The organism is Rhizobium sp. SYY.PMSO (genome assembly GCF_046840415.1).
GTDB lineage: Bacteria > Pseudomonadota > Alphaproteobacteria > Rhizobiales > Rhizobiaceae > Rhizobium.
In genome coordinates this window covers 3,220,576-3,245,682 of the sequence record NZ_CP177349.1, presented here as the reverse complement: position 1 = coordinate 3,245,682, position 25,107 = coordinate 3,220,576, and the positions used below count along the sequence as shown (strand labels likewise).

Genomic DNA, 25,107 nt, shown 5'->3' with positions numbered 1-25,107 from the left:
CGATTTGCCGCGATCAGCTAGGAAGCATCGTCATTTTTGAGGCGGGAATCAAAACACGCCTGTGTGAGCGTTTCGTTAACGCAAAAAAACCGAAAGCCAAACTGTTTTCGAAAAGGAGCGGGGTGGTCACACCCGATGGTAGGGATGACCGGAGAGGATGGTAACGGCACGGTAGAGCTGCTCGGCGATGAGGATGCGCACGAGCTGGTGCGGCCAGGTCAGCTTGCCGAGGCAAATGGTCATGTCGGCCTTATCGTAAAGCGACGGATCCAGGCCGTCGGCGCCGCCGATGGCAATCGTCAGATCGCGCTTGCCCTGGTCGCGGAACGTACCGAGCATGGCGGCAAAGGCTTCGCTGTCCAGCGCCTTGCCGCGTTCGTCGAGCAGGATGAGGACGCCGCCCTCCGGATGCGCCTTTTGCAAGAGGCCCGCTTCTTCGCGCTTGCGGGTCTCGCTGTTGGAGGCACGGCTTTCGGCGACCTCGGTCATGCGCGCCATTTCCAGGCCGATGGCGGGCCCGGCCTTGGCGAAGCGGTCGAGATAGCGAGCCGCAAGATCCTTTTCAGGGCCGGCCTTCAGCCGTCCCACCGCAAAAAGACCTATCCGCATCCCCGCTCCCAAGCCTATCCGCCGTCATGACGGCACAAAACAAAACTCTTGCCGGACGGCCATGTCCGGCGATGCGAAGCTGCCAACCGGAGCCGGGACGGAAAACCGCTGCGCGCTTTTCCTGGAATGTTGTCGCTCGGCTAGTGCAGCGTGCCTTCGTCGAGATCGGGTGCGGCCCACATCTTCTCGATGTTATAGAACTCGCGGATCTCCGGTCGGAAGACATGAACGATGATGTCGCCGGTGTCGATCAACACCCAATCGCCGCCATCGAGACCCTCGACGCGGGCATTGCCGAAGCCCTCGTCCTTGAGATCGGTCATGAGGTGGTCGGCAATCGCCAGGACATGGCGGTTCGATCGGCCGGAGACGACGACCATGTAGTCTCCAAGCGCGGACTTGCCAGCAATGTCGATGGTAACGATATTTTCGGCCTTGGAGTCCTCGAGGCTTGCGAGGACGGCTTGCAGGGCGCGGGCAGCGGCATCGGCGCCACGTTCCGGGCTCTTCGGGATAACGACGGACGTTCTTCCCTTGGCGTGTACTGTTGTCAGTGCTCTTCCTTCCTTGAGTAACAGAACATGCACATACGCGATCTGAGTCGATCACGTTATAAAGATAGGCATCAAAGCATCAAGGTTTCAAGACGTCGGCAGCGTTCCGAGTGCTCACAAGTCAAGGATTTGTGCCCGGACAGGGTAGTTTCGCACCAGATATGGGCAAATATCCGCCCCGAGACTCTCACACCAGCCCTCCCGGACCGAACTTATGGCAAACGCTGCATGGCCTGGCGGGTCCGGAAAGCGCCGGCATCTGCCCGCCGACGGCCTCCTGCCATGTACAGGCGGGGCAAGGCCGCGTATACACAAGCCAGATTCATCCGTTCCCAGATGCCATGACAGACGCTCCGCAACCATCATTGAAGCCCATTCTCCGCATCAGCTTTTCAGGGCAGGACAGGCTCGGGCGGGGCAAGATGGAGTTGCTCGAACATATTCAGGAAACCGGCTCGATTTCGGCCGCCGGCCGCGCCATGGATATGTCCTACCGTCGCGCCTGGCTGCTGATCAGCGAGCTGAACCACATGTTCCGCGAACCGGTCGTGGAATCGCAGCGCGGCGGCCAGAAGGGTGGCGGGGCTGCCCTGACTCCGTTCGGCGAGGAATTGCTGCGTCGCTTCCGCGGCATGGAAACGACGCTGCGCTCCGCCATTGCCGACGATTTGAACTGGCTCGAAGCCAATCGCAGCCCGGCGGGGGTATCGGCCAAGAAGCCCTGATCGGGTCTTATTGTTCGAGCGCCACGGTCTTGATGATGGCGTGGATGGGCAGGCCGACCCGCAATCCGAGCCGTTCGACCGAGAATTGCGTAATGCGGGCAGTGACGATATCGCCGCCGCAATCGACCTTCACCTCCACGGCTCCGTCGACGGCTGCGCCGATGTCGCGCACCTCGCCATCGAGAATGTTGAGGGCGCTGAGGCCTTCGGGCCGGGCCGTCGCCAGCATGACATCGCGGGCGGGAATATGGACGCGGACCGGCCTGCCGACAGCGGCCACCTGACCCGGCACGAACAATCTTGCCGTTTTCACGGCGACGACGGTCAGACGATGCCGGTCGTCCATCGATTCGACGCGGCCCTCAAGCAGCACGCCGGCTTCGCGGCGGTCGGCCGCCAGCGGGCCGGAGAGCTGGCTGAAGATATCGACGGCTGCGCCGATGGTCTCGACCTTGCCGTCGCGCATGACGACGACGCGGTTGGCGAGCCGCGCCACCTCGGCGATGGAGTGGCTGACATAGATGACGGGAATCCGGGTCTCGTCGCGCAGGCGCTCGATATAGGGAAGGATTTCCGCTTTGCGCGCTTCATCGAGGGCGGCCAGCGGCTCGTCCATCAACAGGAGGCGTGGCGATGAAAGCAGGGCGCGGCCGATCGCGACACGCTGCTTTTCCCCGCCGGAGAGCTTGGCCGGCCTTCGGTCGAGCAATGCCGCAATACCGAGAAGATCGACGACGCCGTCGAAGCTTTCGCTGCGTTCGCCGGCGGGGGCGAACCACCGGCCGTAATTGAGGTTCTGCCGCACGGACAGGTGCGGGAACAGACGCGCCTCCTGGAAGACATAGCCGAAGCGCCGGCGGTGGCGTGGAACGAAAACGCCGCTGTCGCTATCGGCAAGCACTGTGCCGTCGAGGCTGACGCGGCCGTGATCCGGCCGGATAAGGCCGGCGATGATGCGGATGATCGAGGTCTTGCCCGAGCCGGAACGCCCGAAAAGAGCCGTCACGCCGCCTTCGGATGTGAATGTTGCCTCGAGCGAGAAGGCGCCCAGGCGGTGGCGGATATCGACGGAAAGGGTCATTCGAGTTCCACCCTCCTGCCGGCAAGATAGGCGAGAAATTCCGAGGCGAGCAGTGCTGCCATGGAGATGGCGATGGCGATGATGGTGAGCCGCAATGCACCGGCATCGCCGCCGGGAACCTGCGTAAAGGTATAGATTGCCGCGGACAAGGTCTGCGTCTCGCCGGGAATGTTGGAGACGAAGGTGATGGTGGCGCCGAATTCGCCCATGGCCTTGGCGAAGGAGAGAATCATGCCGGCGATCACGCCGGGCAGGATCAGCGGCAGCGTCACGGTCAGAAAGATCCAGGCCGGACCGGCGCCGAGCGTTCCAGCCGCTTCTTCCAGCTTGCGATCGACCGCCTCGATCGACAGGCGGATGCTCCTGACCATCAGCGGAAAGCCCATGACGCCGCAGGCGAGCGCCGCACCCGTCCAGCGGAAGGAGAGGACGATGCCGAGATACTGGTCGAGCAGCGAGCCGATCGGCCCCTTGCGGCCGAAGAGGATGAGAAGGATGAAGCCGGTGACGACCGGCGGCAGGATCAGCGGCAGGTGAATGACGCCGTTGAGGATCGACTTGCCCCAGAAGCGGCCGCGCGCAAGCAGATAGGCCACCGCGATCCCGAAGGGCAGGCTCACCAGCATGGCGACGGTGGACACGCGCAAGCTCAGTTCGATGGCTGTCCACTCATCGCTGCTCAGACCCAGTGCTTCCAAATCCCGCCCCTTGAAACAATTCAGGCCCGCCATGAGCCGGCGAGCCTGGGTCGTTGTCTTCCCTGTCCCGGATGCGTGCGATGATATCTATCGCTTCAGGACAGTGAAGCCCTCATGCTCGAAGAAGGGAACGGCCTTGGCCGATTTCAGATAGTCGAAATAGGCTTGCACATCGGGGTTCTTGCTGCTGCTGGTGATGGCGAAGGGGTAGACGATCGGCGGGTGGCTATCCGCCGGGAAGGTGCCGACGACGGCAACGCCCGGATCGGCGGAGACATCGGTCTGATAGACGATGCCGTAGGGCGCCTCGCCGCGCGAAACCAGCGCGAGGGCTGCGCGCACGCTTTCGGCGCCGGCGACCTTCTTTTCGACCGAAGACCAGATGCCGAGCTTTTCCAGCGCGGTCTTGCCGTATTTGCCTGCCGGCACCGATTCCGGCTGGCCGATCGCCAGGCGGCCATCGCCAAGCAGGGCGGCGAGGTCGAAGCCGTGCTTGATTTCGACCGGCTTGGCCTTGTCCTTGGCGGCAACGAGAACCAGCTTGTTGCCGAGGAGATTGACGCGGCTGTCGTCCTTGATCAGCTTCCGCTGGGCGACATAGTCCATCCAGTTGGTGTCGGCAGAGATGAAGACATCGGCCGGTGCGCCGTTTTCAAGCTGCTTGGCCAGCGGTCCGCTCGCCGCATAGGAGACGGTGACTTCCTTGCCGGTTTCCTTGGTAAAGGCGGCATCGGCGTTGTCGAGCGCGTTTTTCATGCTGGCGGCGGCGAAAACGACGATCTTTTCGGCGGCGAGTGCCGGCGTCGGCGTGACCGAGAGGCCAAGCCATGCGGCTGACAGTGCGGCGGTTGCAAGCTTGATCCATCTGCGGCGGCTGGTGGCCATCTTATTTCTCCCCAAAGATGTCGACATGTTTCGAGAGATATAACGATGCGCGAAGCTTGGCTAGGGATGTGTTCGGAAAAATACATCGCGATATCGTCGTGTAACCCCACGAATTCTATGGATTTTCAATATCGCGACGCATATAAGACGCCATGCAACTTTACAAAAACGCATGACTAGATTCGCCCAGCGGATTGGCGAACGCTCACGAAGTGAGACGTAACGTTACGAACCGTGGAATTGCGGGCTTTTCAGCCGTAGGTTCGGAACTGCATTCAAACGCATATGGCGGTCTTTTCGCGAAAGAAGCGTTTTTTGGGCAATAAATATCTCGTGCTATGCGCAATATGCATTGCTGCATTGCGCAATCAGCCATTTATCAACTGGTAAAATCTGGTACAACACAATCATCGAAACGGCGATCTCCTCCTCCCAATGCCGTTCGATATGGATCAGCAACTCTCCTCCTCCCAGTTGCTGATCAGGTTCAAAGCCCGACGGATCCTCCTCCCCCGTCGGGCTTTTTATTTTCCGGATTTCCCAAAATTCAATGTGTTTATTGTGCAGCGCGCAAAGCAGTCGAGCTGAGCGGCGAGCGTGGCCCATGGATGAAGGTCCAGGCGGGCGCGCGCTTCTTCCACAGCACGCGGGCGTCATCCTCGTCGACGCGCGCATAGTGAAACGTCTTTGCCATCTTGGCCGAGAGATAGGATAGCGTCGATCCCGGCCGGTCGATGACGGCGATCGGGAAGGTGCGGGCGATGTCCTGCCATTTCTGCCAGCGGTGGAACGTGTTCAGGCTGTCGGCGCCCATGATCCAGATGAAATGAACATGGCTGTTGCGCGCCTTCACCTGCGCCAGCGTATTGGCCGTATAGCTCATGCCCAGCGTCTGCTCGAATGCCGTCACCTTGATGCGGGGATCGTGGAGGATCTGTTCGCTGAGGGCGATGCGCTCGGCGAGCGGCGCAAGGTGATTGTGGCTCTTCAGCGGATTGCCCGGCGTCACCATCCACCAGAGCTGATCGAGGCCAAGCCGGCGAATGGCGATCTCTGCCACCAGCGCATGCCCGCGATGCGGCGGGTTGAACGAGCCGCCGAAAAGACCGACCACCATGCCGCGTTCGGCATGGGGCATGCGCAGATAGCGTTGATCGACCTCTTCCTTCAGCACATCAGGGCCGTATCTGTCCGCTGCCGCGCACGCGGTATTTGAAGGAGGTCAGCTGTTCGACGCCGACCGGGCCGCGGGCATGCATCTTGCCGGTGGCGATGCCGATTTCCGCGCCCATGCCGAATTCGCCGCCATCGGCAAACTGCGTCGAGGCATTGTGCAGCAGGATCGCCGAATCGATTTCGGTGAAGAAGCGCTCGACAACAGCCGGGTCTTCGGCAATCACGGCTTCGGTATGGTTCGACGAATATTGGCCGATATGGTCGATCGCGCCGGAAATGCCGTCCACCAGCGCGACCGAAATGATCGCGGCCAGATATTCGGTCGTCCAATCCTCTTCGGTTGCGGCTTTCACGCCGGGAACGAGCTTGAGCACATCGGCCGAGCCGCGGATTTCGCAGCCGGCCTCGACAAGCCCGTCGAGCAGCGGCTTCAGATGGGTGGAGGCGACCTTCTTGTCGACCAGAAGCGTTTCGGCGGCACCGCAGATGCCGGTGCGGCGCATCTTGGCGTTGACGACGACGGATTTCGCCATGTCCAGATCGGCCGAGGCGTCGATGTAGATATGGCAAAGGCCCTCAAGATGGGCAAAGACCGGCACGCGCGCCTCGGCCTGTACGCGGGCGACGAGGCTCTTGCCGCCGCGCGGCACGATGACGTCGATATTGCCTTCCAGCCCACGCAGCATGGCGCCGACGGCAGCACGGTCGCTGACCGGCACGAGCTGAATGGAGTGTTCCGGCAGGCCGGCTACCTTCAGCCCTTCGACCAGGCATTCGTGAATGGCCTGCGAGGAACGCCGCGAATCGCTGCCGCAGCGCAGGATCACGGCATTGCCGGCCTTCAGGCACAGCGCGCCGGCATCGGCAGTGACATTCGGGCGGCTTTCGAAGATGACGCCGATGACGCCGAGCGGCGTACGGACGCGCTCGATCTTCAGGCCGTTCGGGCGATCCCAGGCCGCGATGACTTCGCCGACCGGATCGGCGAGGGCAGCGATGGCGCGAATGCCCTCTGCCATTTCGGCGACGCGCTTGTCGTTCAGTATCAGGCGATCGACGAAGGAAGCGAGCATGTCCGTGCCCTCGACGTCTTTGAGGTCTTTGGCGTTTTCCGCAAGGATATGATCCTTGCGGGCCAGAATGGCATCCGCCATGGCGGTAAGCGCCTTGTTCTTGCTTGCGGTCGAAGCGAAAGCCAACGGTCGCGACGCAGCCCGGGCCTTGCGGCCGATATCGTTCATCAGCGCATCGATGTCGGGGCTTTGTGCGACAGCATCAAGCATGGGCTTCATCTCTCTTCAATTTCTCGGCCTTCGCCTTGACGGAAGCGGTCATGACGAGGTCGTCGCGATGCACCATGGCGGCGCGGCCTGCATAGCCGAGGATCGCCTCGATCTCCGCCGATTTGCGGCCGGTGATCTGGCGGGCTTCTTCAGCATCGTAACCGGCAAGGCCACGGGCGATCTCACGGCCGGAAGGCCCGATGACGGCGACGGTATCGCCACGGCCGAAATGGCCGACGACCTTGCGCACGCCGGCGGGCAGCAGGCTTTTGCCGGCGCCAAGCGCGGTGACGGCGCCGTCGTCGACATGCAGCTCGCCAGCCGGCTGCAGTTGGCCGGCAATCCAGGTCTTGCGCGCGGTGACAGGCGTGCCCGACGGCGCGAACCAGGAGGAGCGGGCACCATTCTCGATGGCATTCAGCGGCCGGTCGGTCTTGCCGGAAGCAATAATCATGGCGCAGCCCGCGCTGGTCGCGATCTTGCCGGCATCGATCTTGGTGCGCATGCCGCCGCGCGACAGTTCCGAAGCGGCACCGCCGGCCATGGCTTCGATTTCGGGCGTGATATCCGCGATCGTATCGAGGAATTTCGCCTGCGGGTCGAGATGCGGCGGCGCGGTATAAAGGCCGTCGATGTCAGACAGCAGCACCAGCAGATCGGCGCCGGTCATGGTGGCGACGCGGGCGGCGAGGCGGTCATTGTCGCCATAGCGGATTTCGCTGGTCGCGACCGTATCGTTCTCGTTGATGATCGGCACGGCGCCGATCTTCAAAAGCTGGTTGATGGTGGCGCGGGCGTTGAGGTAACGGCGGCGTTCTTCGGTGTCGCCGAGCGTCAGCAGGATCTGGCCGGCGACGATATCGTCATGCGACAGGCTCTCTGACCAGGCGCGGGCCAGAGAAATCTGGCCTACAGCGGCCGCTGCCTGGCTTTCTTCCAGCTTCAGCGCGCCGGAGGGCAGGTCGAGCACGGAGCGGCCGAGCGCGATTGCGCCCGAGGAAACGACCAGGACATCGATGCCCTTGGCCTTCAATGCTGCGATGTCGGCACACATGCCGTCGAGCCAGGATTTCTTCAAGCCGGTCTTGCGATCGACGAGAAGGGCAGAGCCGATCTTGATGACGATGCGGCGGTAGCGGTCGAGCGGCTTGCGGGCTGTCATCCCTGATGATCCTCGTGGTCGCCTTCGTCTTCGCCCGCATCGTCGGAGAGCTGCATATCGCGGTGCCGCAGCTTCGGTGTCTTCGCCGGCTTGTCCGCTTCGCCGGCATTGGCTTCGACGATGACGTCGCGCAGCGCGCGCAGCACTTCCGTCATGCCACGACCGGTGACGGCGGAAATCTGGAAGGGCGTCTTGCCGCAGGCGCGGGCAAGCTCGCGCGTCTTCTTCTTCAGCGTTTCCTCGTCCAGCACGTCGATCTGCGAGAGGGCGACGATCTCCGGCTTGTCCGTGATCTCGTTGCCATAGGCTTCCAGCTCGTGCTTGACGGTCTTGTAGGCCTTGCCGACCTTTTCTTCCTGGGCGGAGACCAGATGCAGCAGCACGCGGGTGCGCTCGACATGGCCGAGGAAGCGGTCGCCGATGCCGACACCTTCATGGGCGCCTTCGATCAGGCCGGGAATGTCGGCCAGAATGAACTCCTGGCCGTCGATGGTGGCAACGCCGAGATTGGGATGCAGCGTCGTGAACGGATAATTGGCGATCTTCGGCCGCGCGCGGCTGACGGACGCGAGGAAGGTCGATTTTCCGGCGTTGGGCAGGCCGACGAGCCCGGCATCGGCGATCAGCTTCAGCCGCAGCCAGATGGTCTTTTCCTCACCCGGCAGGCCGGGATTGGCCCAATCCGGCGCCTGGTTGACCGAGGATTTGAAATAGGCGTTGCCGAAACCGCCATTGCCGCCGGCGGCAAGCCGAAAGCGCTGGCCTTCCTCCGTCAGGTCGCAGATCAGCGTTTCGTCGTCTTCCTCGAAGATCTGCGTGCCGACAGGGACTTTCAGGGTCACGTCGTCGCCCTTGGCGCCGGCGCGGTTCTTGCCCATGCCGTGCATGCCGATCTTGGCCTTGAAATGCTGCTGGTAGCGGAAATCGATCAGCGTGTTGAGGCCGTTGACGGCCTCGACCCAGACATCGCCGCCTCGGCCGCCGTCACCGCCATCCGGGCCGCCGAATTCGATGAACTTTTCGCGCCGGAAGGAGACGCTGCCTGCGCCGCCATCGCCCGAGCGAATATAGACTTTTGCTTCATCGAGAAATTTCATCTTACGTCCGTCACCCGGTGTCGGCGCATATCCCTTCGGATCGAATGGGATTCGGAAAAGCCTATGCGCTCTTTTCAATTGCTGCCGCCTTATCCATCCCGAAGGATCTATCGGCCGGCCATTTGCCCGTCATGTCGCCTTCGATATAGGCGCTTCGGGCCGAGGTCAAAGAATATCGTGCGGTCGCGGCGCCATAAAAAGAGAGAACCGCGTGATTGGCACGACGGTCATCGCCGGGAGGGCCGGCGATGACCGGTTTTCAAGGCGTCACGCCGCTTGCGAGAGCCGCAACGCGCCCGGCTTCAGCATGGTTTCGATATGCGGAACCATGGTGTTGCGGGCGAAGCTGTAGATCTCCGAGCAACCGGTGATCTCGAAGCCGAGCTTCTGCTGCAGCTTCAACGAGGCCGGATTGTCGGCGAAGACGCCGGAATGGACGGCGACGCCGGGCATGCGGCGGGCAAAACGCTCCAGCGCGGCCTTGACTGCTTCGGTCATGATGCCTTGCCGCCAGTAGAAGCGGTTCAGCCAGTAACCGAGGTGCCAGTGGCCGCGGCGGAGCTCGATGCCGACGCAACCGATGTGGACATCGTCCCGCTCCGTGATGGCCAGCGCCCAATCGGTGCCGAGGCCGGACGTGTGCTCGACCAGCCAGTCCAGCGCATCCTGCCGGTCGTAGGGGGCAGGCACGCGGGCCAGCATGCGGGTGACGGCGAAATCGGAGAGCGATTCCGCCATCGCATCGGCATCGCCGAGCCGGTGCGGGCGCAGGGTCAGCCGTCCGGTCTGGATAACCGGCGTCGGGCCCGGCATCAGGATTCCGGCATCGCGGCGGGTGAGGGCGAGCGCGTTCATCTCAGGCCTCCCCAGCTGCGCAACGACATCCAGGTCTTGCGATCGAGCCTGTACCATTCGACCGGCACGGTGCTGCCGAGCGCCAGCGAAGCGGCGAGGCCCGAGCCCTGGAACTGGAAGCCGCACTTCTGGATGACGCGCCTGGATGCGACGTTCATGACCCGGCAACGGGCATCGATCTGGGCGACGTTCTCACGGGTGCGGAAGACCATGTCGATCAGCGCATGGGCGGCTTCCGTCGTGTAGCCCTGGTTCCAGTAGGGCTCGCCCAGCCAGTAGCCGATCTCGACAGTGCGCGGATCGCCGGTGGGCTCGACCCCGCAGCATCCGAGGAAGGCGCCGTTGTCGGCTTTGGTAATGGCATAGACGCACTTGCCAATCTCGCCAAGCTTCGTGCGTCGCACGAAATCGGCGGCATCGGCGTTCGTATACGGGTGCGGCATACGCGATACCATTGTGGCGACATTGGCGTTGTTGGCGAGATGGGCAAGGGCGTCGATGTCTTCTTCGTGGGGCGCGCGCAGAACGAGCCTTTCCGACAGTAAGACGGGGCAATCGGTCCTTAACCTGTCCGGCCTCAGCCGCTCTTCGGGAGACCTTGATTGGTCTTCCCTTAACAATTCGCCTTGCATGGTTCAGTCCTCCTTGGTTGAGGGTAAAGAAAAAGGGGAGATGGCGCCCCATCTCCCCTTTTTTCTTGACTGAACCTTGTAGCATCAGCCGGGTCGATGAGACGCCGGCTGTTTTAGAGCGCTACCGGCTTATTCCGCTGCTTCCGCTTTCGGCATTACAGACACGTACACGCGGCCATTGGCCTTCGTACGGTAGTTCACGTTGCCTGCCGTAAGCGCAAAAATCGTGTGATCCTTGCCGAGGCCGACGTTGGAACCCGGATGCCACTGCGTACCGCGCTGACGCACGATAATGTTGCCTGCGATGACGGTTTCGCCGCCGAACTTCTTCACGCCAAGGCGCTTGGATTCGGAATCGCGACCGTTGCGCGAGGAACCGCCAGCTTTTTTGTGTGCCATTGGAGTTCTCCTTTAAACCTTGATCCCGTTACTTACTTGGCAGCCACGATGTCCGTGATGCGGACGACCGTGTGATGCTGGCGATGGCCGCGCGAACGCTTCGAGTTCTGACGGCGGCGCTTCTTGAAGGCGATGACCTTCTTGCCGCGGTTGTGCTCGACCACTTCGGCCTTGACGGAGGCACCCTTGACGAAGGGAGCGCCAATCGCAGCGTCGGCGCCTTCGCCGATAACGAGGACTTCGGTGAATTCTACGATGTCGCCGGCGGTGACTTCGAGCTTCTCGATGGTCAGCACGTCGTCGGCTGCCACACGGTACTGCTTACCGCCGGTCTTGATGACTGCGAACATTTTTTATCCTTTCATGTTCGTTCCGGCTCTCTTGCCACAAGGCAAGCGGCCGTCTTTTTATCAGTCCAGAATTTAGCAGGAATTCCAAAGGCTTGGGCCTTCAAAAAGATCTGCCGGTGAAGCCCTGCGCGAAGCAGGACAGGCAAGGCGCGGACTTATCCACACCTATTGCGCCGCACGGGATATATAAGCGTCCCTGATCTGTCAAGGCAAAAGGATGAAAAGCTTTCACATTCGCCCTTGCCATCCCTCTCTTCTCTCGCTATGTAGCCCCCCGCGCCTGACAGCGCCGACCAGCATATCCGGAGAGGTGGCAGAGTGGTCGAATGCACCGCACTCGAAATGCGGCATACCTGCAAGGGTATCGTGGGTTCAAATCCCACCCTCTCCGCCATCATGAGCCTTTGGCCGTAAGGCTTTCCCGCGATTTTCTGAGTTTGCTCGGTCTTTGAAGCCGATGCCGGAGTTGGCCAGGGCCACACTCAAGGCACAAGCGAGATGAATCTCGAAGCTAGGCTTGGCTGGTTCTATCAGCGCGCGTCCGCCTGCCGATATACTCTTCGACGGTTTGAGGCAGGATCGCATCGTTCAGTGTCAATATTGCCCGGAGGAGATACTCACGAATCCCGGATCGGGGCTTCTTGTCGCCTGAGTTCTCGATCGCGCAGTGCACGTCTGAGAGAACACTCGATAGCTGACGGCAGAAAATTAGATCGGCGTCTCGCTTGAATACGAAGTCGTCGATTACCCAATGTTCGGACGGAGTATTCCGAACGGAACACGGACAAATGCAAATCCGTTTTCCCTGATAAAGTTGATCCCCCTCCCAGATGAACTCATCTGATCGATAAGGGATATTGTAACCGTATTTATTACTCGTCGGATACTCGGGGTGCCGTTTGTTTGGGCAAGTGCTATGCCGAGTGACGACTAGTAATCCGAGATCTGCTCCGGCACCTATGTAGCGCTCCAAGACGTCGACCAGAGCTCGCCGGGTTGAGTAGTTTGAGATCGTGTCGTCCCACGACAACGAATATCTCGCGCTTTCTATGACGCCGATTTGGTTCAAAAGCTCTCTTCTGAGACCTACCAGGTAATCGAATTGGTTCATCTCGTAGCTCGAATTAACGAGGGGCGTTAGTCAGCCCACTCGAAGCGGGCTTTCAAACTGTTCAGATTTTTATAGGGTATAGCGCCGCAGTGCTGAAGCATTCCCACTACAATACCAGGGTGTATGTCGATTTGCTGGGCGAATGCCTTCACAGAGATCTCGGATCGCGGATTCGTTCTTTTGAATGCCGCAAATCTAGCGCTCCCGACCAGAGTCTCTTCGGCCCAGGAGTCTGCTTCGTCCTCTACTCCGTCACCCTCACCACCCTTATCGTCGGCAAAAGCTCGACCCTTGTGCAAGGTTATATGCGCGGCCTCGTGGAAAAAAGTCCACCAGAAATGGTCATTACTCTTCATTCGCAACGACATCTGAATAATTGCTCGGTCGCCTTCGAGCCAACGTGCGGAACCGAATAAACAAGTTTTCGATATCGGCTTTTCAAGCACAAACGCGACGCCCGCGTTGCGGCATAGCTCCGACATTCTAGGATAGAAAACCTCCGGTCCAGTCGTGGTGAGCTTTCTAATTTCCATAACCGCGTCCGCAAACTTACCTGCGTCGAATTTAGGTAAGTGCAGCCCGCGGGCTTTCTTCTCTCCTAAAAGCAGCCATGCTGCGACGTGATACTGACTGGTCTCGAATGCCTTAGATTGCCTGTGATGGACGGCTAAGTTTGTCCATCTGGCACCGAAAGCATGAGGACTGCCGACAGCGAAGAATTCAAGGAGAGAATTTAGAAGTCGGGCCTTATCATTTGTCGCGGGTAACGCACCCCGATCTTTCAAATCCTTTATCGGGAAGTTGGAAAGAATTTGATCTGCGTCTGCCAAAGCCTGTTGGTTTGCGGCTTTTGCCTCGTGAAGATCCCACTTAGCCTGTAGCCCTGTCCAAATGCTGGCCTTCAGGCCTAAAACACGCTCAAGCTTAAGTGCTGTTTCTGCCGTCACCGGATTGGTGCCGTTGATAATTGTGCTAACGTGTTTCGGACTCATGTCCGCAAGCCTAGAAAATTCGGCCTGAGACCAGCCTCGGTCCTCTATATATTCCGCAAGATGCTCACCAGGATGAGTTGCCCAGTCCGGCGACCAGTCATCCTTTTTTGCTACAGCCACCATCGCCCGATCCCATCGCCACTCATTATTTGGAAGGTCATGTGGTTTCAGTGGTAGTCAACAACAGCGCGAATCCGAATCGCGACAACGGCGGCACGGTCTATGCCTCCGTCATCGCGCATTGGGACTGGGTCGTGATCAGGCTCGAAAATGAGCCGCCAGTTCCCGGTTATAGCTACTGCGAAACAGCCAGCCCATTCACCATCAAGCTGATGGCATCGATCTGGCGGATCAGTAGGGACCTCGCTGAGATTGCTCGCTTGCTCCAACACCGCCAGCCGCATTTTAAGACGACCGGCGCGATCACCGTATGCCTTCCTCAACTCCTTGTCAGACTCCAGCTGACGTCGAAGTTTGCTATTTGCAAAATCGAATTTCATCAGCGTTTGCCTGTTACCTATTAAGTAATAGAATCGGTTGCGTTACGCAATAGGTAACACGTCGTCCGTAAAAACAAAAGTTCGGTCAAGCAGGTGTGTTGATGTAAGTGACTCTAAAGTCTTGGTTATCCACATTGACTATCTGGCCGATTACAGGACCAGGCTCCAAAACCCGGACTTCCGTCCATGCTCCCTTTTCAGGTCGGCCACGTAGGCGTCGTGGGGCTTGATGCTGTCGAAATCTTCGATCTGGCTCGCCAACGATCGGCATTCCGCAAGGTGTCGTGCCGCGTGCTTGTATCTACTCGACCGTCCACTCTCCAGGGTGAAGTCGATCATGGAGCGCAGCACAATGGTTGCAGCCAGTGGATGCCTCGTCGAAAGCACCTCAGCAGCCGGGGTCATCAGTTCGTATAGATCACCGTCCAACTCAGTTGCGCGCTCCGTCACCAGCTTGGCTGCTTTTGCCGGTGAAGGCCAGCGCAGGAAAAAGTAGAGGGCGCGATTGGCATCCGGAAATGCTTGGGCGAATGCGTAGCCTCGTTCCTCGGCTTCGATGTCGTCGAAATCAGGCAGGCGACGGACGTAGGCGCGGAGATGCTCGTCATTCAGCGACTGTTCAAAGCATGCCCACCGGAATGCCTGGGCTTCATCATTGCGCTCCAGCGCTTCCAGTGCCTCGGTGCGTGCCAGCTGCCATTCGAACGGAACGTCCTGCCGTCCCTTGGTCTCGACCTTGTCGAGCGCCGCGAGTGCTTCTTCGGCTCGTCCCGCTGAGACAAGACGGTTGGCGATATCCGCGGCAACCATCGGAGCGCCACGTGTCTTCTCCGGCTGCTGAGCGATATAGGCATCCACGTCACCCTGGGCGTCAGCAATCTCCTGCAGCGCGATGCGCACGGTGAGATCCTTGCGACTTCCGTAGACTTCGTCCTCGTAGATCGCACCTGCGCTGCTCCAGCCCATGACCCGCCGATCATTTTTAGCCGGCTTTTCCATTGCTTCTTTAGACCAAGCGACGAAGAGCGCCTTGAGACGTTCCAGACCTTCGTTGCCGAGTGCTGGAGCCATCGCCGTGATCAGTCTGTCAAATTGGCCGTAACCGTTGTCCTGGAACGCTTTGAACACTTTTTCAGCAAGAACATCTGCGTCGATTTTTGCAGCCTTGGCAATGATCCCGGCGTCGGTGCCGGCTTGGTGAAAGCTCTGGATCAATGAGCCGCTGCTGTCGTCGGAGCGCTCGAATAGGGGATCTGCGATCGTCAGGAACTGCCAAATCAGTTCGAAAGCCTGCACCGGATCGTCGGGGGCGATGGTTTCGACGATTGTCCTGCGCTGTGTCTCCAGGTCGGTCTTCGTCGCCTTGACCTTGCGCCAGTCAATGAAGGTCTTGGCGCGCGCGATGCTGGAAAGCCGTTTACGGACCTCTCTGGCAACCTCGGCACTACTGTGGTTCCCGGCAAGCTCCATGCGGAGACGGCGCTTGTGCGCGGCGCTGCCGGTGCTGATTTCGATCAGGAGTTCGGCTAGCCGCTGTGCGCCGAGAGCTTCAAGGTTCTTCGCGTTGAGGGTGGTTTTGGTTGCCATATTCCGTCGACCGTCTCTTTCGAATTATGACTAACGCAGAGGCTTGTCGGAGCCAAGGCTGGCGCGCCGGAATTATCCTTGGCCTCCTCAACGGGGCATCCTACGCATCATCTCGATCACAAACGGAGATTGAGATGGCAACGATCAGAAAACTTAGAGGACGGTGGCAGGCACAGGTCCGCCGTCGTGGAATGAAACCGCGAGCGAAGAGCTTCGACAGCAAAGCTGAGGCGGAGAAGTGGGCGCGAGACCTTGAGGCGCAGGTCGATCGCTTTGGTATGGCGCCGGACACGAAGATCCTCGAGACCACAACGCTGGGTGAGCTTCTAGAGCGTTATCAGAAAGAGGTTACGCCACTCAAGCGAGGTGCGGTTCAGGAAGCGCAACGCATTGATGTTCTCCGGCGTCACGACCTCTCGCACCGCACGCTGATTGGTCTCGGCCAGCAAGACATCGCATCTTTTCGTGACGAGAGGCTTCAATTGGTAGCTCCATCTACGGCGGTGCGCGAAATGGCGATCCTCAGCCACACGCTTGAGGTTGCTATTCGAGATTGGGGTATGCCGCTCGCGAAGAACGTCGTTAAGCTGGTTCGCCGCCCGGTGATCCGAAACGAGCGCAGCCGACGCCTGGCTGGTGACGAAGAACAAAGGCTTCTCGATGGCTGTGATGCTGGTAAGATCCCATTCCTTCGAACGCTGATCATCGTCGCGATCGAGACCGGGATGCGCCGTGGGGAGATCCTCGGATTGGATTGGACAGACATCTCGCACAATCGCCGGGTGATCACTTTGACGATGACAAAAAATGGATCTGGGCGAGAGGTGCCGCTTTCGCAGCGAGCATTTGCCGAGCTGATGAGCTGGAAAGCTCAAGTCGAAGTAGATGCATCTACCGTCTTCCCGATGAGCCCTGGAGCTTTGGAGCAAACCTGGCGTCGCCTTCTGGTTCGCGCCGGTATCAAGAACCTTCGCTTTCATGATCTTCGCCACGAGGGCGTCAGCCGCCTGTTCGAACGTGGACTTAACATGATCGAGGTCAGCAGCATCTCCGGTCATAAGGAACTAAGGATGCTCAAGCGCTATACTCATCTAAGTGCGGACGACCTTGTCTCCCGTCTAGCGTAGATCGATCAACCTAACCAAAACCTTTACATCCGACCTGAGCAACCTTGACAGAAGCCTTGCATAGCCTTGTATCTGTCAAGGTTGGGAGCCGTATTCGCCTCAAAATACGTATTCCAGGTTGTGCTTTACCTTGCATAATATCCGAAATTGGAGCGGAAATCGCCCCGAACCTTGCGTCTTCTTTACCTTATCTTGACAAAAACGGCTGGTAATCGCTTTTTTGCCCGTATGTAAAGGCATTCGGACGCGCCTGGGTTGTGGGTGTGTTCCTTGTCGATACTGATTGCAATCGATGAGGTGCGAAAAGCCGCCTGATCATCCAAGCCGATGCCTAGATAGTCCGGTCTCAACATGGGACGCCTTCATCCCCAGCGCCGAAAACATATCTGCGATAGCCTCACCAAGTTCGGCGGTTGATCAATCTACACACCATGCCGGCACGTGCATGTTGGTGGCAGGAGGTCTCGCGGCGACCCAGTGCAGGTCGATGTCGATAGCCTGGTGCGAGTGAAGGATAGGGGAGCCGAGAGCGCCGTTCTTTTGTGTGCCTTCACCCGGTGCCGCCTGACCTCCTCATTCGTTCGGAGGTCGGATGACGGCACCTGTGGTTCTCCTGTGCCGAAAACATCGAAGTCTTAGAAATATCCGCGAGACGCGATGGGAATGGGCTCTGCGCCCGGAAGCATCCGGCGTCAGGAACCTCCCATGCCACAAGTCGACAGGGAAGCGCACAGGCGAGCGTCAGGAAGCGGGCTATAACATTTCTGCATTTAAGTCGATCGAGCGAGCCAGTGCGGATCCTCGAATAAAAGATGCGATGTTGGAGGCCGGAAAGTTTATTTCGCGATCTTATGCGCTCCAATCCTGATCTCGCTATAAAGGAGATAGGGAAGCGCTTGCCCATATCCAACAGTATTTTGACGGACGAATTTTCGTCCGATGGAGAATCTCTGCCTATGGATCAGGTAAAGCTTGATAAGCGTATTGAAGATGTCGTGCGGATGCGGACCATCCTCCACCCGAAGGACTGGAAGGACGAGAGCCAGCTTATGATGCAGCGGTGGTTCGACTACCGTTTTACGTCACCTCTGGAGTTGACGCTGCTCTTCGGGCGCCACTACATCGCTGGGCTTCGTCGTCACGTTCGGAGGCACAACGACGTGGAGCTTGCTGAAAGGGTATCGGGAGTCAGGAACGGTCTACCCGCTGCCCGTGCTGCATGGTTTACGGCCCTCTGGCGGGCACGGACCCGCACGGATGCTATTTTTGTTCCTTATGATCTTCTGGTCGATTTCGCGTTCGATTTTTCATCGCGTCGCAAGCGTTTCTGGAACATGCGTCCGCACCTGTTACACGCGTCGAAGAAGAACAGTGAGGCTTGGTGGGCCGTGTTCAACGAGAAGGTGGAAGATCTTCTTCCGCTTCAGATGAAGAGGGTCGCAGAGATGCCCCACTATCGGATCGAGAACAATCTCGACTTGCCGCCTCAGAGGGATTTCCGCGGCTTGATGCTGTCTGAGATGCGGCACGAAAACCGGGCGCTTGCTGAGCAGATTGCTGATCGTGTCCTTATCAAGCGCCATTTGACGCTGGACCAGGCTCTCTCTTTGGCACCTGCCGACGTGGATCATGCCGACCTCGTGCAGCGGGCAACGAGTATGGCAGAAGATCGGGCTCTGGAAGCCGAGCAGGTGACTAAGCTTGATAGGGCCGACTTGCTCCCTAGCTGCTTCGCGATCGCCGAAACTATCGACGAGACGCGCGCTCCTTGTGACACTTGCACCCTCGCTGAGCTTTGTAAGAAGGCAGCTGCTGACGCAATCGGCATGACCATCCGCACTTCCGGCTCGGCATCACCCGTCTTGGAGGCGGACCGTAAGCGCAGTCGGCTGAACACTGCGGCCTGCCGGAGGAAGGCAAAGCCCTCGCCGGAGCCTCTCCTCAGTTCCGAATAGATGCTTCCCCAGCCGGAGTATGTAATCGGCTTCTATAGGGTTCTTCTTTTAAAGAAGATACTTAACATAGAAGTCGATTACACCAGATGCAGAGGTCTCCGGCGAGCCGTTGCCCGCAACAGACATGATCGATAGATGCGCGCCGGTCGGCGCGCTCGTTCTTCTACTTAGTGTAAGGATACAATCAAATGGATCTCATTGATATGCGCCGGTTCTTCCGCAACCGCTTCGAATACTACGTCGACAATAAGGACGCTTCCGGCGTGGGCGTCCGCGACGAAGTCCAGCTTTCGCTGCAGGATGTCTGCGACCTCCTGGAATCTGACATGGAGCCTTTCCCCCGCCGCTACGATAGCGATATGCGCAAGCTCTGCGGTCATGAATACCTCACTTGGTTTCGCAAGGAGCGCACTTACGGCGACGTTGCTCGCCTGCTGAACCGGAAGCTGGCGGGCGAAAATGGAAGCATGCCGCGCGTCGGAGGACGGTGGGTGTATGCTGTTTTGGCGAACACCACGCAGCCTTCAGTCTAATTGGATCTAGTGGCTCGCTGTTCTCTTAACAGCCGTCCGAGGGTGCGCGGATGGATCTTGTATTCGTCCGCGATATCCGCAACGGCGCGTCGGTTGCCTTCGATCGCGGATTTGGCGTCCGCAAGCTGCTCCGACGTCATAGCCGGTCGCCTGCCGATCCTACTGCCACGAGCGCGGGCAGCAGCCATGCCTGCGCGCGTCCGTTCGCTGATCAGCGAGCGTTCGAACTCGGCCATCGACGCCAGGATGTGTAGAAGCAATCGTCCGGCTGAGGTGCTTGTATCCAAGCTCTCGCTCAACGAGCGAAATTCGACACCACGTTCGTTGAGGTCGCGGACCAGGTTTAACAGCTCGAACAGCGACCGACCGAGGCGATCCAGACGCCAGACAGTCAGAGTATCGCCACGTCGTAGTGCCCGCAGCATTTTGGTCAAGCCTGGACGCGAAAAGTTTGCACCGGAGAAGCCCTCATCGGTCAAGATCTTTGCGCAGCCCGCTGCCTTCAGTGCCGCAAGTTGAAGATCCATGTTCTGCTCGGTGGTGCTGACACGAGCGTATCCAAAATTGCGCATCCTGATCCTGCCTGGTGCCGTTCGATGGCGTTCGGAATTTCCAGTAGAATACTCGCCAAGCCATTGAATAAAAGGAACCTTTTTGTGCGCGGTGGGATTTCTGTGCACCACGGAAACGGTATTCTGGAAAATCAGCACGTTAGCGCGGGGCGAAAGAACGCGGGTTCGTTATGACGGAACCCTTCCCTTTTGTGCGCCAAGTTGTTCAGAAACTTCATGCCGTTGGTGTTCTCATGAAATTCACTGTCGCCGCCCTGTTTGCCGCCTTCATTGTCCCCTCCGCGGCGTTGGCCGGAAGTTCGCAGGTCCACGCGTTTATCGGTGCCAACCAGATGTCTGTGAAGGCAAAGCCTTCGGAGGTGACGTGGTATAGTAATCTTGAGAACATGAAGGTCAACGACAAAGCGATTAAAGGTTCTGGCACGTTCATGCTCCGCTGCGGTGATGACGGAAAACAATACGTTATGATCTCAGTGCCGCTCGATAACGACGTATGGCCTTCCCAGAATGAGGATCTCCGCACAAAGGCTGACGTTGCCGCGTTCGGCGGTAGCCTCGAAATTTCTGGCACGGATCTTCTGTCGATGAAGGTTAGCCGCGAGCGGGTGATGTATATCGATCTCGGAAGCAAGGTATCCGACTTCGTTCGACATTGGGGCAGCGGGATGTCAGTCCGAATTTCCGCTCATCCTGGCGATGGCCTAAACGATCTCAGCTTCATTGTGGCGGCCCCGGTGCCAAGTGCCGATGCCCAGGAAAAAATGGCTAAGGCGGCTGCCTTTTGCCAGATACTTGCCCGGTAGATACATCTACTTGATGTGCGGCTAAACGCTGCTGTTGGCGACCAGCCACTTCTCCAAAGCGAGGATCACGTCGGGCTTGAGCTGCGTTCCGCGCGTTAACGCCATTCCCACGGAGGCGTTGAGCCGAGAATAGCCCAGCTCGGCCATCAAATCTCCGGGTTTGAGGTGACGCTTCAACATAATTTCTTCAATGCGTCGAATGGCGGCTGGCGCGAGCCGTCGATCAACGGCGACGGTGAAGCTAAGAGCAGCCGCAACATGCGATGGGATCGACGGCAGCACCACACCTGCCCCTGCTAACCATCGCAGGAAGTCGTTTTGTTCTGTGGCATTAGCCTTCGTCCAAGCGTTCTTCAATTCATGTAAACGCGTTCTTACTTTCTTCAGACCAGCTGCTATCGCGGCATCCGCGACGGTGCCGTGCTTTCCAGCTTTGAGATCCGCATAGATTGCTGGATAATCCCGCTCCAGGCGTTCCTTATAATACGCGTTGTCGCGCTTCTGCTTCTTAGCCATGTCGATGTCCGGTCAAGCATCATCGCCCAATCGATCAGGGAGACTCGCCGGTGCGTTTGGCACGTCGAGAGCTGCGAAGCAACGTCTGGAAGCGCCGTGCCAGCCAGTGAGCTTCCTGGAGACACTGGCATGCATCGTTAGTCACACCGATGTCTCCACCTTCTCCCATCCCAGTAAATGCTCGTTCTTGTCGAGCCATGCCTTGCGCTCTTTCCAATCCGGCAGAACGCGTCCGACGAGGTCCCAGAACTCGGGTTCGTGATTGCGATGCCTCAGGTGGCACATTTCGTGGACGACGGCGTATTCGAGAACCGGTTTCGGTGCGAAGATCAGGTGCCAGTTGAGGTTGATCTGCCGGTCCTGTCCGCAGCTGCCCCACATGTGCTTCTGGTCCTTGATCTGCACGCCGCGCGGCTTAAGCCCATGTCGCTCGCCATGCCGGCGAATGAAATCGCGCGCGTCGTCGCGCACCCGACGTTTCAGCCAAAGCCTTAGCGCGGTCTCGATGATGCTGTCGGTGGAGTCCGGCGATAGATGCTGCGGCTTGCGGATCTGGAAGCCATTGCGGAAGCTCACCTCGGCCAGAGATCCGTCAAAGGGTTCTATGGTGAGCCTAGTCATCCGGCCGCGATAGGGGATTTTGGCCCCGGTCACGAATCGATAGACTCGCGTTTGCGCTCTGGCGCGCTCCCGCATGTGCTGCACGGTCTCGATGATCCAGCTACGCCGGCGTTCCAGCACGGCATTGATCTGCTCCTCGGTCGCTCTCTCAGGCACGAGCAGTTCGAAGGATTGCGGTGTGACGCTCAAGCTGGCCTTCTTGGCCCTTGGCGATCGCCGCAAGGTATATTCGATTTCCCGCTCTCCGATGCGATAGATAGACATATCACTGCCCCGCGAAATGCTTGAGCGCGTAAGCCTCGACCTCTTCCGGGATCTCTTTGAGCCGTGTCAGGCCGGCGAGATGCGCCATGGAGCGGACTTGCTGGCGCAGGCTCTTGCGCAAACCGTCCTTTTCCCACCAGCCGGCGGGTGCGGTCACGGGATCGGTATAAAGGCCCTCCAGCCGGATCGCGAGATCCTCGCCTTCCGCCCCAGCGGTGAAGCCGTTCAGGATCTGCAGGATGCCGTAGGCGCCGGGTGAGAGCCCAGCCTCGACATGCGCGGCATCCTCAGCAATGATGTCCTTCGCCAGCTCTTCCGCTGCCTTCAGCTTCTCCGACCAGCTGAGCTGCGCACTTTCTAGCTTTTCCAGCAGCTGGAGCAGCCGCTCGGAGAATTTGCCATATTGATGGGGGCTGTCGTCGATCCGCTCCGTCACGGTCTTGCGAAGCTCGGTCGTCTTGCGGATCGCAGCCGTCATCAGGTCTTCCTCGGTCTTGTCGGCCGGATAGAAATCCTCCCAGAACTCCGGATCGGTGATATGGCGCAGCTTGACGGTGACGCTGAGACCCGTCGCCTCCAGATGCTTTTCCAGCATCTCGCGGATCTTCTCGCTGTAATTCATCTGGTCGAAAGCCTGGCGCTTCTCGAAATGCTGCGTGCCGTAGAGCAAGAAGTTTGCGACCCATTTTAGGTCGGTGGTGAAGTCCAGAACGCTTGGGTCCGGGCTCAGTGTCTCATAAAGCGCGATGAAGTCCCGCGCTTTTGCCTTGAACTCGAACCACTTGTCCTCCGTGCCCAGCAGCTTCACGAAGGCATCATATTCTGCTTTCAGTCCGTCCTTGTCGCTCGCCTTGCGCTTCAGCGGCTTCATGAGGGCGGCAACGGCAGAATGGGCAGCCCGCAGCTCATTACGAAGATCGTCCAGATTGCGCATGGCGTTCCTCACGTCATCCGCACGGTAGGAGGAAAGCGCCTCCTCCAGGTGACCGGAGACGCCGATGTAATCGACAATCAACCCATTACGCTTCTTGGCGTCAGACACGCGGTTGGTGCGGGCGATCGCCTGCAGCAACCCGTGCTCCTTCAGTGGCTTGTCAAGATACATGACACTTTCGATCGGGCAGTCGAAGCCGGTCAGCAACTTATCGCAGACGATCAGGAACTGCGGGTCCTCGCCCTTACGACCAAAGGCTTTCTTCGCCTGTTTCTCGGCCTCGGCATCTAGGTAATGCGCCCTCAGCTCATTGCGGATTGCTTGCTTGTGTTGATCCTCGCTCGGCTTGCTGTCTTCCTGGTTGATGGAATAGACGCAGGCTGACATGGTATTGGCCCGCGCCAGCGCATAGACCGGCTCCAGACCCTGGGCCTGCAGATCCTCTGATATCACCTTGGTCAGCGCCTGCTTGTAGAGGACAACCGCCTCGCGATCGATGGAGACGATCTGGGCCTTGAAGCCGTCCGGCTGCGCATATTGCTTGAAGTGGGTCCAGATGTCGTAGGCGATCAATTCGATGCGGCGCGGATGCTTGACCAGATCCTCGATCTGCACCCCGCGCGTCTTGATCTCGTTGAGCTTGTCGTCGTCCAGCTCGGCAAACCAGGTGTCGAACAGAATGTCGATCTTCGCTTCGTCGATATGCCAGTCGGTCTTGCGGCCGGTATAATAGATCGGCACGGTTGCGCCATCGGCCACGGCGTCGTCGATGCCGTATCTGTCGAGATAGCCTTCTCCCGGCACACCAAAATTCTCGTAGGTGTTCTTGTCGTCCTTCTTCACCGGCGTGCCGGTAAAGCCGAAGAAGCGGGCGTTCGGCAGCGTCGCGCGTAAAAAGGCGCCGAGATCCTTTTCCTGGGTGCGGTGCGCCTCGTCCACCATCACGATCCAGTTCTCGGAATTTTCGATCGGCTCTTTCGACCCCTGGAACTTGAAGATGGTGGAAAGAGCAGTGTGTCCGTCCTTGCCGCTGCGGATCAGATCGTGCAGATCCTTGATGCTCTTGACTGGTGTCGGGTTCGGCAAACTGCAGGCGACAAAGGTGCCGCTGATCTGGTCGTGCAGGTCGACGCGATCGGTCAGCACCAGAATGTTTGGGTTGGTCAGCGCCTCGGATTGGATCGTCCGGTGTGTCTTCAGTTTCAACGCGGCAAATACCATGGTCAACGATTTGCCGCTGCCCTGGGTGTGCCAAATCAATCCCTGGCGATGCTTGCTCTCGACCACGCGGTCAACGATGCGATTGACAGCTCGGAATTGCTGATAGCGGCACATCTTCTTGATCGTGCCGTCCTCAGTCTTTTCGAACACGACATAATGCGCGATCAGGTCAAGCAGACGGCTCGGCTCCAGCAATGACCAGAGACCCTTGGCGAGCGTGTCGGGAAAATCGGCAGCCGTCTTCGGCCAGGGGTCGCGCCATTCCGCGAAATACTTGGAGCCGGAGCCGGTCGCACCGTAGAGCACCAACGCGCCATCCGTAACGATGTTGAAGATATTGGAGAAGAAAAGGCGCGGAATGTCCCGCTCATATTGCCTAATCTGCTCGAAGGCCTCACCCGTCTTGTCCTTCACATTCAGCGGGCTTTTGGCCTCGATCACCACCAGCGGAATGCCGTTGACATACACGACGACATCCGGCTTGCGCGTATTCTCCGCCTTCACGCGCAACTGACGCGTGACAGAAAACTGGTTGTTGCCTGAATTGAGGAAATCGATCACCCGCAGCGTCTGCCTCGTCTCCTGACCGTTGACCTTGCGCGCATAGTCGCCGCGCAGCACCTTTAGCCAAGCCTCGTTGTCGCTGATCGCGCCTAACTCGCCATAAGCGGCCTCGGCTGAGACGCGGTCGATCCCGTTGATGCGCATCAGCGCGTCGATCAGGTGTGGGCGAAATAGCACCTGGTTCTCGCCCTCGCGCAAGGCGCCATGCTCCGTGGGTGCAATAAAGCCATAACCCATGGCTTGCAAATGCTCGATGGTGGGCTGTTCGGCAAAATGCCACTCCGGGCCGTAGCTCATTTCG

Annotated in this window: 25 protein-coding genes, 1 tRNA gene and 1 pseudogene; 6 read left to right on the top strand and 21 right to left on the bottom strand. The window is 59.0% G+C overall.

The window, feature by feature from the left end; genetic code table 11:
- Window positions 1–126 precede the first annotated feature (126 nt).
- Window positions 127–609: a 23S rRNA (pseudouridine(1915)-N(3))-methyltransferase RlmH gene (gene rlmH, locus ACJJVH_RS15750; protein WP_113360509.1), complete on the bottom strand. Its 483-nt coding sequence runs from the start codon at window positions 607–609 to the stop codon at window positions 127–129.
- 140 nt (window positions 610–749) lie between these two features.
- Window positions 750–1,192, bottom strand: a pseudogene (gene rsfS, locus ACJJVH_RS15745) (ribosome silencing factor).
- A 312-nt stretch (window positions 1,193–1,504) separates the two neighbouring features.
- On the opposite strand from rsfS, the gene ACJJVH_RS15740 reads away from it, so the two are divergent.
- On the top strand, window positions 1,505–1,888 hold the full coding sequence (locus ACJJVH_RS15740; RefSeq protein WP_412064320.1) for a winged helix-turn-helix domain-containing protein: 384 nt from the start codon (window positions 1,505–1,507) through the stop codon (window positions 1,886–1,888).
- 7 nt (window positions 1,889–1,895) lie between these two features.
- On the opposite strand, the gene modC is transcribed toward ACJJVH_RS15740, so the two are convergent.
- From modC to rplU, 12 genes are all read right to left on the bottom strand, one after another.
- Window positions 1,896–2,969, bottom strand: coding sequence for a molybdenum ABC transporter ATP-binding protein (modC, locus tag ACJJVH_RS15735; RefSeq protein ID WP_412064319.1), 1,074 nt, complete (start codon window positions 2,967–2,969; stop codon window positions 1,896–1,898).
- Entirely contained in the window at window positions 2,966–3,667 is a 702-nt protein-coding gene (modB, locus tag ACJJVH_RS15730) for a molybdate ABC transporter permease subunit (protein ID WP_113385024.1), read from the bottom strand. The genes modC and modB overlap by 4 nt, the downstream gene beginning before the upstream one ends.
- An 87-nt stretch (window positions 3,668–3,754) precedes the next feature.
- On the bottom strand, window positions 3,755–4,552 hold the full coding sequence (gene modA, locus ACJJVH_RS15725) for a molybdate ABC transporter substrate-binding protein (RefSeq protein WP_112795848.1): 798 nt from the start codon (window positions 4,550–4,552) through the stop codon (window positions 3,755–3,757).
- Window positions 4,553–4,888: 336 nt separating this feature from the next.
- Window positions 4,889–5,158, bottom strand: coding sequence for a hypothetical protein (locus ACJJVH_RS15720; protein ID WP_162749298.1), 270 nt, complete (start codon window positions 5,156–5,158; stop codon window positions 4,889–4,891).
- The gene (locus ACJJVH_RS15715; RefSeq protein WP_412065177.1) at window positions 5,109–5,690 is read right to left on the bottom strand and encodes a nicotinate-nucleotide adenylyltransferase; all 582 of its coding nucleotides are present in this window, start codon (window positions 5,688–5,690) and stop codon (window positions 5,109–5,111) included. The genes ACJJVH_RS15720 and ACJJVH_RS15715 overlap by 50 nt, the downstream gene beginning before the upstream one ends.
- Before the next feature lie 37 nt (window positions 5,691–5,727).
- The gene (locus ACJJVH_RS15710) at window positions 5,728–7,011 is read right to left on the bottom strand and encodes a glutamate-5-semialdehyde dehydrogenase (protein WP_412064318.1); all 1,284 of its coding nucleotides are present in this window, start codon (window positions 7,009–7,011) and stop codon (window positions 5,728–5,730) included.
- The gene (gene proB, locus ACJJVH_RS15705; protein ID WP_412064317.1) at window positions 7,004–8,173 is read right to left on the bottom strand and encodes a glutamate 5-kinase; all 1,170 of its coding nucleotides are present in this window, start codon (window positions 8,171–8,173) and stop codon (window positions 7,004–7,006) included. The genes ACJJVH_RS15710 and proB overlap by 8 nt, the downstream gene beginning before the upstream one ends.
- On the bottom strand, window positions 8,170–9,270 hold the full coding sequence (gene obgE / locus ACJJVH_RS15700) for a GTPase ObgE (RefSeq protein ID WP_112795854.1): 1,101 nt from the start codon (window positions 9,268–9,270) through the stop codon (window positions 8,170–8,172). The genes proB and obgE overlap by 4 nt, the downstream gene beginning before the upstream one ends.
- A 267-nt stretch (window positions 9,271–9,537) precedes the next feature.
- Window positions 9,538–10,125 carry a GNAT family N-acetyltransferase gene (locus ACJJVH_RS15695; protein WP_113360519.1) on the bottom strand — a complete coding sequence of 196 codons (588 nt, stop codon included), beginning with the start codon at window positions 10,123–10,125 and terminating at the stop codon, window positions 9,538–9,540.
- Complete coding sequence (locus ACJJVH_RS15690) at window positions 10,122–10,757, bottom strand: GNAT family N-acetyltransferase (RefSeq protein ID WP_112795858.1); 636 nt, start codon at window positions 10,755–10,757, stop codon at window positions 10,122–10,124. Before ACJJVH_RS15690 ends, ACJJVH_RS15695 begins: the two co-directional genes overlap by 4 nt.
- Window positions 10,758–10,886: 129 nt before the next feature.
- Window positions 10,887–11,156 carry a 50S ribosomal protein L27 gene (gene rpmA / locus ACJJVH_RS15685; RefSeq protein ID WP_007790980.1) on the bottom strand — a complete coding sequence of 90 codons (270 nt, stop codon included), beginning with the start codon at window positions 11,154–11,156 and terminating at the stop codon, window positions 10,887–10,889.
- A gap of 32 nt (window positions 11,157–11,188) precedes the next feature.
- Window positions 11,189–11,506, bottom strand: coding sequence for a 50S ribosomal protein L21 (rplU, locus tag ACJJVH_RS15680; protein ID WP_034510937.1), 318 nt, complete (start codon window positions 11,504–11,506; stop codon window positions 11,189–11,191).
- 304 nt (window positions 11,507–11,810) lie between these two features.
- On the opposite strand from rplU, the gene ACJJVH_RS15675 reads away from it, so the two are divergent.
- Window positions 11,811–11,900, top strand: a tRNA-Ser gene (locus tag ACJJVH_RS15675).
- Window positions 11,901–12,643: 743 nt separating this feature from the next.
- On the opposite strand, the gene ACJJVH_RS15670 is transcribed toward ACJJVH_RS15675, so the two are convergent.
- The 3 genes from ACJJVH_RS15670 to ACJJVH_RS15660 all read right to left on the bottom strand — a co-directional run bounded on the left by ACJJVH_RS15670 (window position 12,644) and on the right by ACJJVH_RS15660 (window position 15,696).
- The gene (locus ACJJVH_RS15670; protein WP_412064316.1) at window positions 12,644–13,732 is read right to left on the bottom strand and encodes a HigA family addiction module antitoxin; all 1,089 of its coding nucleotides are present in this window, start codon (window positions 13,730–13,732) and stop codon (window positions 12,644–12,646) included.
- Between the two features lie 44 nt (window positions 13,733–13,776).
- Entirely contained in the window at window positions 13,777–14,109 is a 333-nt protein-coding gene (locus tag ACJJVH_RS15665; protein WP_412064315.1) for a type II toxin-antitoxin system RelE/ParE family toxin, read from the bottom strand.
- A 150-nt stretch (window positions 14,110–14,259) separates the two neighbouring features.
- Complete coding sequence (locus tag ACJJVH_RS15660; RefSeq protein WP_412064314.1) at window positions 14,260–15,696, bottom strand: DUF6880 family protein; 1,437 nt, start codon at window positions 15,694–15,696, stop codon at window positions 14,260–14,262.
- A 134-nt stretch (window positions 15,697–15,830) separates the two neighbouring features.
- Between ACJJVH_RS15660 and ACJJVH_RS15655 the strand changes: the two genes are divergently transcribed.
- The 3 genes from ACJJVH_RS15655 to ACJJVH_RS15645 all read left to right on the top strand — a co-directional run bounded on the left by ACJJVH_RS15655 (window position 15,831) and on the right by ACJJVH_RS15645 (window position 19,311).
- A complete protein-coding gene (locus tag ACJJVH_RS15655; protein ID WP_412064313.1) occupies window positions 15,831–16,823 on the top strand; it encodes a site-specific integrase in 993 nt (330 codons plus the stop codon).
- A gap of 896 nt (window positions 16,824–17,719) precedes the next feature.
- On the top strand, window positions 17,720–18,778 hold the full coding sequence (locus ACJJVH_RS15650) for a hypothetical protein (protein WP_412064312.1): 1,059 nt from the start codon (window positions 17,720–17,722) through the stop codon (window positions 18,776–18,778).
- Between the two features lie 188 nt (window positions 18,779–18,966).
- Window positions 18,967–19,311 carry a hypothetical protein gene (locus ACJJVH_RS15645; RefSeq protein ID WP_412064311.1) on the top strand — a complete coding sequence of 115 codons (345 nt, stop codon included), beginning with the start codon at window positions 18,967–18,969 and terminating at the stop codon, window positions 19,309–19,311.
- Here the strand turns inward: ACJJVH_RS15645 and ACJJVH_RS15640 are convergent.
- Window positions 19,308–19,883, bottom strand: coding sequence for a recombinase family protein (locus ACJJVH_RS15640; protein ID WP_412065176.1), 576 nt, complete (start codon window positions 19,881–19,883; stop codon window positions 19,308–19,310). The two genes, ACJJVH_RS15645 and ACJJVH_RS15640, sit on opposite strands and share 4 nt — an antisense overlap.
- A 170-nt stretch (window positions 19,884–20,053) precedes the next feature.
- Here ACJJVH_RS15640 and ACJJVH_RS15635 point away from each other — a divergent pair, with 170 nt between their 5' ends.
- Window positions 20,054–20,686 carry a hypothetical protein gene (locus tag ACJJVH_RS15635; RefSeq protein WP_412064310.1) on the top strand — a complete coding sequence of 211 codons (633 nt, stop codon included), beginning with the start codon at window positions 20,054–20,056 and terminating at the stop codon, window positions 20,684–20,686.
- Between the two features lie 21 nt (window positions 20,687–20,707).
- Here ACJJVH_RS15635 and ACJJVH_RS15630 read toward each other — a convergent pair whose 3' ends face one another.
- The 3 genes from ACJJVH_RS15630 to ACJJVH_RS15620 all read right to left on the bottom strand — a co-directional run bounded on the left by ACJJVH_RS15630 (window position 20,708) and on the right by ACJJVH_RS15620 (window position 25,103).
- Window positions 20,708–21,202, bottom strand: coding sequence for a hypothetical protein (locus ACJJVH_RS15630; protein ID WP_412064309.1), 495 nt, complete (start codon window positions 21,200–21,202; stop codon window positions 20,708–20,710).
- 141 nt (window positions 21,203–21,343) lie between these two features.
- On the bottom strand, window positions 21,344–22,087 hold the full coding sequence (locus ACJJVH_RS15625) for a M48 family metallopeptidase (RefSeq protein WP_412064308.1): 744 nt from the start codon (window positions 22,085–22,087) through the stop codon (window positions 21,344–21,346).
- A gap of 1 nt (window position 22,088) precedes the next feature.
- A complete protein-coding gene (locus ACJJVH_RS15620; RefSeq protein ID WP_412064307.1) occupies window positions 22,089–25,103 on the bottom strand; it encodes a type I restriction endonuclease subunit R in 3,015 nt (1,004 codons plus the stop codon).
- Between the last annotated feature and the right edge of the window lie 4 nt (window positions 25,104–25,107).